Raw genomic sequence first — 12247 nt, 5'->3', positions numbered from 1 at the left:
ACCGAACACTCGATGACCGAGTCTTTTTGAAAGGCAACATATGAACTCCCGTTCTCTGGCTGTTTGCGCAGTCGTACCAGCTGTCGCGGCCGGACTCCTCGCTGTGTCCGCTCCGGTAGCAGCGGCTTCCGATACCGTGACGCGAACAGTTTCCTTCGAACACAAGTGCCGGGTCGACGGCGCCACCGATTGGGATTCGTCGTTCTCCGACAACCTGGAGGTCACGGCGCCCACGTCCGTGCGTCCCGGCGAACAGTTCACAGTGAAACTGCATCCGGGCACCATGCGTAGTTCGGATTCGGACACCGGTCGTATCAAGTACGACATCGCACTACCGCAAGGGGCAACCCTGGTTTCGTACTCCCTCGTCGGTGATTCGTCGTCGAACTTGACCGGCGAGACTGCGGTGCTGCTCCGGGTGGGCGCAGACGGAAACGCGAACCCGGCGGGTGAGTACCTGCGAATTACCGGTACCGGCAACAAGACAGTCAACGACGGTCCGAGCGCGAACGACAACAAGCCAAAGGAAGGGCTGCAAGTCAAGGCCAACACGGACTTTCGTTTGCCGGCAGTCGAATTGAAACTCGAAGCTCGGTCCGACGAGGGAAGCGCGACGACGCACCTGCGCGCCGGGGCGACGAGCCCGAGTATCAAGATCAAAGACACGAGCATGAGTTTCGGTGAGTCCCGGTGGGTCAATGCCGCTGGGTATTGTGTTGCTTCGGGCGAGGGACGCAGCGCCCTCTCGACTACCGAGGTATTCGCGACCAACCAGACCGAGACGACGGTCGCTGTCGCACTGGAGGCACTGACGGGCGAAGACGTCAAGATTGCGGCGAGTATCGACCCGAACCCGGGTGAGGGCACGGTCGAGTTCTTCGACGGCGAGACGAAGATCGGTAGCGCCACAGTCGATTCCAATGGCCATGCAGAACTGGTCTGGCCGTTCCGCGACCAGGGCGAGCATCGCATCACCGCAAAGTTCTTGGGTACCAAGAAGTTCAGTTCTTCGGAATCTGCGGACAAGACCGTGACCGTCACCGTGCCCGGCGTCATCGTCGTCGAGCCGGTGGATCCGACGGAACCGGAAACTCCTGGTGGAACCGGAAGCCTCGGGGACATCTTCTCGAAGCTGCCGACGGGCTCACTTGGAGGCTGAGTCACCCAAACGGCAGGGGAGCGTCGACGTTTCGGCTCGAATACGGTTGTGTGATCGAATACTGGAATGACAGGTTCGAATCATGCCGAGAGCCGCAACGCCGGCGTTCCCTATTTTTCTCAATGGGAGTCTCCGTCACGGAAATCGGGCCAGAACCACAAAAGGTAGCTCACCAAAACTCGTGCCCTTTTACTACCGTTAGTTGAAGAACTGCGCGAACCGCGGGTTCTTACGTCAACAAGCCTTCGAACTCGCCGCTGCGGTTCAGGTATGAACAAGGTAGGGAAAATGCGCAAGGTTAGTTTGCTCGCGTCCGCTGCAGCAGTAGCTGTCGGTGTGGCAATGATCGGGACGTCTGCGGCCTCAGCAGCGCCGGGAACGATTCCCGGTCATGGGCTGTTCGACGTGCCGTGGGAGGTGTTGCCGGGAACCTACACGACGTCTGGGCCCGTATCAGCTGATATGCCGTGCATATACGGTCGGGCAAAAGTCGACGGCGACGGTGAATTGAATGTCCTCGAGTTCGAAAGCACCCTCGAACCGGCGACAGTCACCATTCTCTTGACGGATTCTCGCTTCACCACCGCGTATTGCGCTGATTGGAAGAGAGTGTCGTCAGTCGGATCGTTGGATCTCGGATCGCTTTTCGGGTCCTAGACGTCTCCGCTCTATGTCGAGATGGACCTCTGGAGGTGACCACGGCCCTCTGCCATCTCGATTGAACGCTCGGCTCGCGGATGCGCTCGTTCGTCTCGAGTTTTCGACCACTCGTCGCATGAGTCCATGACCAGGGACTTTAGCCCTCAGTAATTACCTACCAATCGGTATATTCTGCGAAGGTACGGACTTCGTGAACTGATGTGAGTTGGCTCCGGGGGACGTGCCGGCCTCGCAGGACCGCCCGCAAAGTCAGCCCGGTGAGGCCACCAGAGTTCGCGCATTTCGACAGATTGCCGCTGGGTCCGTCCGCTATGAGGGGAGCGGACGGACCTGACAGCACGAGAGAGTGCCATGCCTGAACGTGGTCAAAGCAGAGTGGACGCGGGGATCATTGCCGTCGTCGCAGTCATAACCGGTGTGTTCGTCGCACTGACCGGCCACGGTCTGGTTGCAGCGCTGGCCACCGTGTTGGGCCTCGCGCTCGGGATGGCGATTGTGCGGTATCTGATCAAAGGTCGCTGATCAGAGTCCTCTGATCAAATGTCGCTGATCAGAGTCGTCTGATCAAATGTGGCTGATCACCGCAAGAGTTCAGCAGGTCGCGAGAATGTCTGCGATGGTGTCGTGTTCGGCTTGGGTAACCCACAAACCGTATGCCGCTTTCACTTCCACTTGAGCAGTCACGTACTGGCAGCGGTATGCCTTGTTGGGCGGCAGCCACGACGCCGCGTCGGAATCCGACTTCTTCTGGTTGGTGGGCCCGTCGACAGCGCGCAGGTTTCGAGGGTCGTTGGCCAGATTGGTTCGCGTTTGCGTGTCGAGCTGCTGCGCGCCCTTCTGCCAGGCGTCCGAGAGTGCGACAACATGGTCGATCTGGACTGCAGAAGACGTGTCCTGGCCGCGGGTGAAGGCGATGGTCTTGTTCGTGTACGGGTCACGGAGCGTACCGGTTTGGACCGAGCAGCTTTTGGAGCCGTCTTTGAATGTCAGGTCGGTGAGGTCGCGCCGCAGGATGTCGTTTCGGGTATCGCAGCCGTTGTGGCCGAACTCGACGGTGACGTCGTCGGTCCAGGCGGTACCGAACAGTGCGCGGTCGTATCCGGTCTTGGGTGCGCGTCCCTTGATGGGGATCTGTGCCAGCAGTTCAATTGCGGCGGACGACGGAGCCGAAGTTCCGGCTGATACCGTCGTCGTGACGCCGGATCCGATTCCCGAACCGAGAGAAGATGTTTCGGGTGCGTCGGCGTTGGAATTGGCGCAACCTCCCAGCACGATCACGGCAGCAATGCCGATGGTGACGCCGGTGATGCCGCGCCTGTGATGTGCCGTGCGTGCCATGTGTGAGAGTCCATTTCTGCGAGAGATGAACTACAAGTATGTCATTCACGACATTTCGGGCTGAACCGGCACTGTCTGTCAGTCCGGTCGAAGTAGCCATCGCGTCACCGGAACCGCCACGAGAACTCGCGGACCTTCACGAGTTTCGTCTGCGGCATCCCAGCCGTCGTACTTCTCGCCGAAAAGTCTCAGGAGACCGCCGAACTCGCCGACGTTGTGATGAATTGTCCCGAGCCCCTGTGCGACCCATGGGTCGCGAGAGGATCCGTCGACTGCCAACGAGACCCGAGGATCGTCCAGCAGGTTCCGAACCTTCCGATTCTGCTCGGCGCTCGGTATCCAGAATGTGTTCTGACGCAGTAAGAACCAGACCGGAGTCGTGTGCGGCGAGCCGTCGCTTCGAAGGGTGGTCAACCACACGCAAGGAGTATCCGCGATAGTCACTGTCCCAGTATCGGTGCCGGCGCGACGTTCACCAATCGACGATGCGGAACGAACAATGCCCGGTCCTCGCCGTTGGCGAGGACCGGGCATTGTCGGGAAGGGAGTGGAAGCGTCAGATCTCGATCTTGGGTGTCTGTTCGCCCAGCTTGTGGCGGGCCAGTGCCAGGTTCGCACGCGCGCGATCCAAAACCAGGTACACGAACAGCGTTGACAGTCCGGGCGTCTCGAGGACGCGAATGAGGTGGTACTGGTTACTCAGGGTGATCAGAATGTCTTCGAGGGTGTCGGTAATCCCCAAGTTACTCATCGTGCGGAGCTTTGCTCGCACAACCTCGGAGTTGCCGGCGCCGGCGTACTCGAGGCTGAATGACGGGTTGCCGCTCATACCGAGAACCATCCCGCTGTCGGCGTCGACGACGGCTGCACCGCTGGCACCGTCGATGCGCATCAGTTCGCCGAGGATCTTGTCGATGTTGCTCATTGCTTCTCCTTGGTAGGGCAGAGTCGCGCGGGGCGACTCCAGGTGATGCTTCGGTGATGAAGTCATCGGTACATTTCGAGGTGGAATCGTTGGTTGCGGTGTCGGGAGTGGGCTGGGCGGCAACTGTTCAGCTTGTGAGATTTGTGGGCTCGTTCCGTTCGGTGCAGATGAGCGGCCATTCGACGACTCGAATTCGTCGATGCGGTCTGCGGGCAGCCAGCCGTCCCCGGGGGGTGCGCTGAGCGGCCGTCTCGTATCCGTCTCGAAGTCCGGCACCGGCGTCTGAAGTTGCGGATACACCGGCGCGGTAAGCGGCCGCTTGTACGGAACCGGCTGACCGCCCGCGTCGGAGACGTTCGCGAACCAGGCGGCATACCCGGGGTCGCTGCGATCGAGGTTCTGCCCGCGATCGTCGTCTTCCTCCCGGGAGCCTCGTCGACGAAAAAGTCCCACTCGTTCCAGCCCCTTAAAGACGAACTATTTTCCGATCAGAGCGTTCCGGATGAACGCGGCAGACCGGACAATCCCACCCATAGTTACTTTGCAGTTAAGTCACCGTAGCATGGGTTCGCAGACGGGGCATATGGTCCAATCCTGTAGGCGGGCCGACGAGGCGCTCGGAATCGACAGGCTGCCCGGACGATTCTCGCCGGTCGACGATGCCGGTCCGTTCGAGCGCCAGACGCCCTCTGGCATCCTTGAAGGATGAAGAAAACGATCACCGGGTTCATCGGTGCCTGCTCGCTGGTGGCGCTGGTTGCCTGCGGTTCTGACGGAGACAAGCCGACCGAGGTCGGAACACTCACTTCCTCCGTTTCGGCGACCACCACTGCGTCACCGACGACGTCATCCGAGGCTCCGGCGACATCGTCGGAATCGACTACCGAGGCACCGTCGGTCGACGCGAGCGTCCCGGCTGAGGTCCCGTCGGACCCGAATGTGAGTTCGGCACTGCCACGGACCTACGCGCAGGCGTGCTCCGACGTTCTCCGGTACCTCGACGCATACCAGCCGGCAATTGACGAGTCGGGCGAGGAAATGGGCATGACGCGTGAATCATTGGCAAACGACATGCTGACCTCCATCCAGGCTTATCCCGAGTGGTCGAGCTTGTCTGCCGACGAGCAGGCTGAGGTCACTCGCGGATTCGCCGCAGCGACCGCGGGAAGTTGCTGACCTACTTTCAGAACAACGATTCCTGAATCGCCACGCCAGGGGACTCGAACTCGCCGACGGTGATGGTTCGACCGACCAGTCCGGACACATCCGCGACGAAGCGTGGCGATTCAGGATCTGGGTCGATCCGCAGCGAGGCGATCGAACCGGCAAGGCCCTCCAAGTACAAGGAATGTTCCCCGGACTCGAAAGTGTGCGGATACGCGATCAACGGTGCCGCATCGAAGACAACGTCGGCGCACGCCGGCGCCGTCCATTCTTCGGGAGCCTCCAGGATCTCGATTCCGTCGATGTCCGATCCGATGTCATTCAGCTCGTCTTTGATCGACGATACGAAGTGGTGCAACGACTTTCGCAGTTTCTCGCGATCCAAGGGTCCTGTCAGCGCTTCGATCTTCCGAGACGTACGTATGGCCTGGCTCAAGCGGAAGTGCTCCGAAACTCGGGCTTCGAGGGAACGAATGCTGTAACCGTCCGTCGACCGCGCTACGAACAATGCGCAGACCGCTCCCTGTTCGGCGACTCGCGGATGCTTGCGGAACTCGGCCGCCGTCCCCACCTTCATCTGACCGCCGGCGAAGATGTCGATGTAGAGCCATTGTGGTTGCGTGAGATAGGTGCGCACGTTCGGATGAATGTGCGCGCCGCTGACATGTGCCTGATGAACGGTGGTGAATCCCTCACGATTTCGGCACCGATCGCACTGGCGCCCGGTAACGACCGTGGCCCCGCGGTCACACGGCGAGTGTCCTCGACCTTCTGCGGTGAGATCTCGCCAGCCGAGGCAGCGGCGGCCCTTCTTCTCGTCGACGGAGAATCGCAGAACCGAGTCGTGAGTGTAGAAGGTCGTAGCGGAAGTGGTGTCGTCGACGCATCGGATCCGCGGTGCTGTCGGGTTCGACCATTCGATTCCGCGAACGAGCAGGGTCATTGAAGTGTCGATTCCTTCTGTAGTTCACAGGTCGACACCCATGCTAGTCAGTGCAGATGCGGTTCAGTGCAGTGGTTGCGCCCCACGTTGTCCGAGCATCAGTGTCATCAGCCCGGATTCCTGACTCTGGGAATTGATCATGTCGCGGGCCGACTGTTTCACCGGTCCGCGCTCGAGCAGAGCATCGGCGGCCTGCGCCATAGCGATCCCGCCACGGTGGTGGCGTTCCATCAGTTGAAGGAACACAACCTCGGCGTCGAACCCGCGAGCGCTACTCAGTTTCTCGAGTTCTTCGGTCGTAGCCATACCCGGCATGGAGGCGGCCTCGGTGTCCAGCGTTGCCGGGTGATGATGAGAGTCGCCAGCGCCGCTCGGTGACGCCTCCATCCACGCCATCGGCGTTCTACTGTTCGGTGGGACACCGGCCAACCTCAGCCAGCCGAGCATGACACCGATTTCCGTTCTCTGAACATCGTCGATCTGCTGGGCCAGTCGCGTAACCGCCGGGTCCACATCGGGACTCAGACGCGCGAGAATGAAGAGGGCCTGTTGATGGTGGGCCGCCATGTCATGCACGAATCCGATTTCGGTTTCGCTCAGAACAGCTGTCTGCGTGTGGTTCTCGGGTGCGAACAGCGGACGTAATGCTGCGCCGAGTACGAGCAGCATCAGTGCCGCAGCCACGAGTGCGACGGCTTTGACCGATCGCGGCGCCGTCATGATCCCACGGTCGTCTTCTGGTCAGCGGGTGGTGTGTAGACACCGTTTTCGAGTTGCATGGCAACAAAGCCGTTGTCGGCGCACGTCGCCCACAACGTGGTACCGCGCCATTCGGGTGGGGAGAAGCACCAATCGGTCGAGATGTCGCCGAGAGCGAGCATGCCCGATCGCGAACTCAGCGCTTGGCCGGGGTCGAACTGGCCCTGCGCGATCGACTGCGCGATTGCCGGCGTGCTGAGAATGGGTACCCCGATGAGCGAGGCGAGAGCGTGCGGCGAGTTGGCGAGTTCGACATTGTCGCCGGTCCGAGCGGGTGGGTTGAAGTACGCAATTTCGTGGACGTCGAAGGGATCTCGAACATCGAAGACCCGAATCCCGCTCGAGATCCATCCGCATGCCAGCGCCGTCGGGTCGACCGGGCGATCGGCCGAACAGTAGTGAGATTCGTACGCGAACAGCGATCCGCCGGCAGCAGACGCCAGCGCAGCATCTTGATTCTCCGGCAGATTGATCTCGAGCTTCACCGAATTGACGACCGCCGGTTCGTCGTCATTGGAGACGTCGATCAATTTCACTCCGCCGGAACCACCTTCGTCGACGGTGAACAGGTACGGCGAACCGTCGTAGGTGACCGGAATGCTGTGTTGGGTGGCCCAACCGTCGGTCCACGAGAGCTGGGACAGTTGGCGCACCCGAGGATTCGGGACGCGGCGCTGAACCTCACTGATGTCGAGAACATGTATTCCGCCGAGATTGTTCGACAAGTACATGCGATTTCCGTCTGGAGTGATTCCGAAGCCGTGGGTCGACAACCCGATGAGGTCCTGCCAGACGACACGCGGGTTGGCGGGATCGGTGAGATCGACGGCGCTCACCACGCCGGGAGCGGTGCCGGAAGACCAGTAGGTGTTCCCGTCCGGTGAAAATCCACCCTCGTGATTGGTGATCGGCAGCAGCATCCCCAGATCGGTTCCTGGTCCGGGGTTGAGCAGTTTCGGGTGCGCGCAATCGGAGATGTCGTAGACCGACATCAGGCCGACGCCGGTCAAGAGCGGAACGCCCGTGCCCACCAGCAGCTTTCGCGCGGTGTTGACCTTGAGACTCTCCCACGTTCCGGCCAGCATCGCAGGTTCGGTCAGCGTGGCGGTGAGAGCAGGATTGGCAGGATCCGACACGTCGAGAACTTGCACGCCCTGCGCGGGGCCCAGGAGGTTCCCGGGGAAGAAGCTGCCGACGTACGAGCAGTGTTCGAAGTTGGTGGACGTGATCCCGCCGCCGCGACCCGAGTAGCCGCCGATCTGAGACATGTTGCAGCTGTATCCGTCTCGGCTGCGTCCGCTGTTTCGGTCCTCGGCCGGAACATCACCCTGCAACCCGGTCTCGGGCATCGAGCCCGGGCCGCATTCGGCGCGGCTTGCAGCGTTGGAAGCGACACCCGGGTTCTCGTGGATCGAGCCCGGGGCAGTGGCGGGCTCAGCAGAAGCGACGCACACGGGAAGGACGGTGATCAAGGTGACGAGCGCGATGGCAGATCTGGTTCTGATGGTCGTGAACGATTTCATCGAGTCCAACTCCCGGTGCGGGATTGCCTTTCGTATCTCACGGGCAGACGTATCTCACGGGCAGACGTATCTCACGGACAGGCAGCACGGAGGGCAGGCGCGCGTTCGAGCGCTCACGACGATCGGGTCGGGGTGTGAACCGGTGTCGGGCCGCAACCAACCGGACAATGCTGTCCGGTTGGTATCGTAGTGTGCGTGACATCGTCTGGCCGCGTCAATAGCGGATCGCTCAACAGAGGGCCGAGAGATGCCGCGCGCAATCGTGCTGCACTCATTGCAGCAGCTCGCGAGGTGTTCGCCACCCAGGGATTTGCTGCTCCGCTCAGCCTGATCGCCCGCACGGCCGGCGTCGGCCAGGGCAGCCTCTACCGGCACTTTCCCACTCGCGAAAGTCTCGCACTCGCGGTGTTCGACGAGAACATCGTCGAACTGCAAGATCTGGCGGCTGATCCGGATTCGACTCTCGACGATCTTTTTCGTTTGTTGGTCGACCAGATCACTACCTCCATCGTGTTCGTGGAGGTCATCAAGCCGGTCTCCTTCGGCGACTCGCGACTGAATTCGGCCGGCGCCCGTTTGACCGATCTCCTCGAAGGGCGCCTCGACGAGGCGCGTCGAACTGGGAAGATACGAGAGTCCGTGACTGCTGAGGACGTGATCCTGGCGATCGCCATGTTCGCCGCGATCATGGAACGGACTGCCGAGAGCTCGCGGAAAGAAGTCGCGCACTCGGCCTGGAACCTTCTTGTGCAGGGACTGGCCGGGCCGGCAGCGGCGGGCTGAGTCGCGTTCGCCTCGCGTCTCGAGGTGATCGCCTAGGCTCGTGGCATGGCTATTGTCTGGACAGTTCCTCGCGCTATCGGCTCCACCCTGCTCGTTGCTCCGTTGATCAAGGAGTTCCTTGTCGAGGGTGACGGCACCCTCGATGCAAAACTGACTGCGGTCGGTACGGTCTCGGCATCTCTCGAGAAGCAAGTCGGCCGCACGTTCACCTCGATCAGCGCTGCTTCGGCGGCAATCTTTTCCGGTGCTGCCGGTTCCACCAGCGTGCCCGACGCACTCCGTCTGGCCGTGATGCGCACTCTGTCCACCGAGGTGGTCGTCAGGAAGCCGGCTCCGCAGCCGTTCACCGAAAAGGTTGGGAAGAGATTGGGGCAGTACGTCTTTGCCCTGCGTGACCCGCGCAACGATCAGGTGTTCCATGTCGGGCACGGCACGGGAAATCAAGTGTTCGCGCCGGTATTCGAAGCGCTCGGTGAACTTGCGAATCTCGAAGGAGCGGACGGCCCAGCCGAGTCGAATGCTGCTGTGACAGCAGCCAAGATCGCCCGCATCCGTGAAATCTACGACGCGGGTTCGGCGGTGGAGCACTTCGTTCTTCTCCGCTCGGTCGCTGCCGCCACGGATTCGGCCGCCACTGCCGACGAGGTCGTCCGCGGCATCGTGGAAGCCTTGCGAATCACCGATGCGGGAGACGGCCTGACCAACCTCGCGGGCGATACATCGGACAAGGACGCCCGTGCGACCCGCGTCGAGGAACTCGCGTTGCGCTACTCGGCCGATCCCGCGCCGGAACTCCCGACGCCGAGCATCGTCCTCCACGTGCCGGCCTCCGCTCGTCCGGGAGCAACGCCGGAAGAGATCTACGAACTCGCGCGCGCCGAGTGGTCTGCCGGTGCAGCTGTTCGTGCCGAGATCGGAATCCCCGTTCTGGTGTTTGCCGACAGCATCATTCGTGGTGCATTCCGCGCTCAGTCATGGGAGGTGTCCACTCGCAATGCCGACGGAAGCCAACTGTGGCGGTTCAACGGAACCGTCGACGACGAGCTCGCTACCAAGTACGTCGGAACCGAGGTGACCCCGCACAACGTCGGCCTGAAGAAGTGGCCCGTCAGCGGTTGGGTCACGAGGTTGACTACCGCTCGTCCGGGGGCGGTTTTGCCGGGACCTCGTAAGTCCAAGTAACGCAACAACTTCAGGTACAAGGCATTGTGGGGGCGGGATCCGTTCGGATCCCGCCCCCACAGTATCGTTACCCGGGGTTGTCAGCCGAGCAATCCGCTTCCCACATAGTCGTTCTCGGTGCATCCCGGCGGAATGAGATACACCGCAGAACCGATCGGCGTCGTCCACTCGTTGAGTGCGTCGAAGTCACTCAATCGCTGTTGGACCGGTAGATATTGCTCGGCGATGTCCCGTTGGAATGCTGCGAAGATCAATCCCGAGTTCGAGGTCTGCCCGCCCTCGGGTGCGTCGTCGTAGTTGTATGCCCGACGGAAGAACTGCTCCTTCTCATGCGTCTGGTGGGCTCGCGCGATGTGTGATCCTGGCGGGATCACCGGAATGCCGAACTTGTCCGTGAGTGTGAAATCCGCTTCGTCGAATTCGTTGGTTCCGTTGAGCGGAGCGCCATTGGACAACGTGCGCCCCATGGTGAGTTCACGCCCCGAGCGATCGAGTTCGTCCCAGGTATCCATTTCCATGCGAATGCGTCGTAGTACCAACGAGGTTCCGCCCGCCAGCCACGGTTGACCGGCGCCGTCGTGCCAGATCAGTGAATCGAAATCCACTGTTCCCGGAGCCGGATTGACCGTCCCGTCCACTTGGCCCATGAGATTGCGCATCGTGGTTCCCTCGGGCGTGGTGCCGCGAGCGTTGCGGAATCCCTTTTGTGTCCACCGGATTGTCGTCAGTGATCGGACGTTCTTGGTCAGAACTCGCACAGCATGAGCAATGGTCACCGGATCGTCGCCGCAGATCTGCAGCAACAGGTCCGATCCGCCCCATCGATCGTCAAGTCGGTCGATCTCGTAGCTCGGCAACGGCTCGAACCAGTCCGGTTGACGTGCTTGCAATCCCAGCTTGGTGAACAGGCCAGGGCCGTAGCCGACGGTCACCGTCAAGCGAGCCGGATCCACGGCCAGTTCCCGTTCGGTATCGGCCAACGCCGGGTTACCGGCGGTCAGCCGTGACGCATCCTCGGACCACATCTTCATGATCCCGACCACGACTGCTCGATCGGCTCCAGGCAAGAGGTCGAACCCGATGAACGTGCCGTGCGCTTGCGGAGTGGTGGCGATCCCAGCTTGGTGGACGCCGTAGAACGGTTCCACCAGCTTGCCTGCTTGCTGTTCGTGTTCGCTGCGCTCCACCACTGTGGTTGCGCCCCAAGTTATTCCCGCGACGCCGAGCGCGGCGGCACCTCCTCCGAGAAGGCGCCGCCGGCTGAGTGCTCGGCTGGGCGGGTTCGTGTTCTCAGCCACCGTGATTCGGGTCGTAGTTCTCCTGATTACCGGAGAAGTCGCGAATCTGGGCTGTGAACGTGGTGCTGGAACCGTCGTCGTAGATCAATGTGAGGTCGGTTTCTGCGCCTGGGAGCAGCGGCGCGGACAGGTCCATGAACATCAGGTGGTCACCGCCCGGGGTGAGGCTGGCGGACCCGTTGGCAGGGACCAGGAACCCACCGTCCTTGGGGCGCATCGTCATCGTGCCGCCGTCCCCGGTCACGACCTCGTGCAGTTCCAGTCGCGATGACGCGGGACTGGTTGCCGAGACCACGCGTACGTCCTTGTCGCTGGAGTTGACCAGTTCGGCGAACGCCGCACTCATTCCCTCGGGTGCTGCCTTGACCCATTGATCCTGAACTGTGATGGATTGTGCGGCTTCGGTTTCCTTGTCGGAGTTCGAAGAACAGCCGGTCAAGGCGAGAGCTGCGGTCAGTGCAACAGCTGCGAATATCTTTGTTCGAACAGTCATGTGTGTCTCCGTGATTCGTG

13 protein-coding genes and 1 pseudogene are annotated in these 12247 nt (G+C 61.4%); 6 read left to right on the top strand and 8 right to left on the bottom strand.

The genetic code is table 11. The annotated features are described in order from the left end of the window. Window positions 1–40: 40 nt before the first annotated feature. The 3 genes from QM596_RS15995 to QM596_RS15985 all read left to right on the top strand — a co-directional run bounded on the left by QM596_RS15995 (window position 41) and on the right by QM596_RS15985 (window position 2341). A complete protein-coding gene (locus tag QM596_RS15995; protein WP_113682210.1) occupies window positions 41–1159 on the top strand; it encodes an Ig-like domain-containing protein in 1119 nt (372 codons plus the stop codon). A gap of 288 nt (window positions 1160–1447) precedes the next feature. After that, window positions 1448–1816, top strand: coding sequence for an Rv1352/Rv1906c domain-containing protein (locus QM596_RS15990; protein WP_029537646.1), 369 nt, complete (start codon window positions 1448–1450; stop codon window positions 1814–1816). A 354-nt stretch (window positions 1817–2170) separates the two neighbouring features. Continuing rightward, the gene (locus QM596_RS15985; RefSeq protein WP_020906453.1) at window positions 2171–2341 is read left to right on the top strand and encodes a hypothetical protein; all 171 of its coding nucleotides are present in this window, start codon (window positions 2171–2173) and stop codon (window positions 2339–2341) included. A 72-nt stretch (window positions 2342–2413) separates the two neighbouring features. On the opposite strand, the pseudogene QM596_RS15980 reads toward QM596_RS15985, so the two are convergent. The 3 genes and pseudogenes from QM596_RS15980 to QM596_RS15970 form a co-directional block, all read right to left on the bottom strand. Continuing rightward, a pseudogene (locus QM596_RS15980) lies at window positions 2414–3157 on the bottom strand (HNH endonuclease family protein); the annotation flags it as partial. Between the two features lie 78 nt (window positions 3158–3235). Further along, window positions 3236–3691: a pyridoxamine 5'-phosphate oxidase family protein gene (locus QM596_RS15975; RefSeq protein WP_283309398.1), complete on the bottom strand. Its 456-nt coding sequence runs from the start codon at window positions 3689–3691 to the stop codon at window positions 3236–3238. Window positions 3692–3713: 22 nt separating this feature from the next. Further along, window positions 3714–4082 carry a roadblock/LC7 domain-containing protein gene (locus QM596_RS15970; protein ID WP_020906454.1) on the bottom strand — a complete coding sequence of 123 codons (369 nt, stop codon included), beginning with the start codon at window positions 4080–4082 and terminating at the stop codon, window positions 3714–3716. A gap of 705 nt (window positions 4083–4787) precedes the next feature. On the opposite strand from QM596_RS15970, the gene QM596_RS15965 reads away from it, so the two are divergent. Then, entirely contained in the window at window positions 4788–5258 is a 471-nt protein-coding gene (locus QM596_RS15965) for a hypothetical protein (protein ID WP_019747175.1), read from the top strand. A 7-nt stretch (window positions 5259–5265) separates the two neighbouring features. Here QM596_RS15965 and QM596_RS15960 read toward each other — a convergent pair whose 3' ends face one another. The 3 genes from QM596_RS15960 to QM596_RS15950 form a co-directional block, all read right to left on the bottom strand. Beyond that, window positions 5266–6189, bottom strand: a complete 924-nt coding sequence (locus tag QM596_RS15960; RefSeq protein WP_283309396.1) for a DUF2797 domain-containing protein — start codon at window positions 6187–6189, stop codon at window positions 5266–5268. A gap of 63 nt (window positions 6190–6252) precedes the next feature. Further along, a complete protein-coding gene (locus QM596_RS15955; RefSeq protein ID WP_020906457.1) occupies window positions 6253–6909 on the bottom strand; it encodes a DUF305 domain-containing protein in 657 nt (218 codons plus the stop codon). Next, entirely contained in the window at window positions 6906–8471 is a 1566-nt protein-coding gene (locus tag QM596_RS15950) for an LVIVD repeat-containing protein (protein ID WP_021343092.1), read from the bottom strand. Before QM596_RS15950 ends, QM596_RS15955 begins: the two co-directional genes overlap by 4 nt. Window positions 8472–8666: 195 nt before the next feature. Here QM596_RS15950 and QM596_RS15945 point away from each other — a divergent pair, with 195 nt between their 5' ends. Continuing rightward, window positions 8667–9254, top strand: a complete 588-nt coding sequence (locus QM596_RS15945; RefSeq protein WP_264613978.1) for a TetR family transcriptional regulator — start codon at window positions 8667–8669, stop codon at window positions 9252–9254. A gap of 45 nt (window positions 9255–9299) precedes the next feature. Then, window positions 9300–10436: a GIY-YIG nuclease family protein gene (locus tag QM596_RS15940; protein WP_021333182.1), complete on the top strand. Its 1137-nt coding sequence runs from the start codon at window positions 9300–9302 to the stop codon at window positions 10434–10436. A gap of 80 nt (window positions 10437–10516) precedes the next feature. On the opposite strand, the gene QM596_RS15935 is transcribed toward QM596_RS15940, so the two are convergent. Both QM596_RS15935 and QM596_RS15930 read right to left on the bottom strand, forming a co-directional pair. Further along, complete coding sequence (locus QM596_RS15935) at window positions 10517–11734, bottom strand: Dyp-type peroxidase (protein WP_019747181.1); 1218 nt, start codon at window positions 11732–11734, stop codon at window positions 10517–10519. Further along, a complete protein-coding gene (locus QM596_RS15930) occupies window positions 11727–12227 on the bottom strand; it encodes a copper chaperone PCu(A)C (RefSeq protein WP_019747182.1) in 501 nt (166 codons plus the stop codon). Before QM596_RS15930 ends, QM596_RS15935 begins: the two co-directional genes overlap by 8 nt. Window positions 12228–12247: the final 20 nt, after the last annotated feature.

This window comes from Rhodococcus sp. IEGM 1406, from assembly GCF_030056745.1.
Lineage (GTDB): Bacteria > Actinomycetota > Actinomycetes > Mycobacteriales > Mycobacteriaceae > Rhodococcus_F > Rhodococcus_F erythropolis.
The sequence above is the reverse complement of the archived record's forward strand: the minus strand, read 5'-3'. Positions and strand labels throughout refer to the sequence as shown.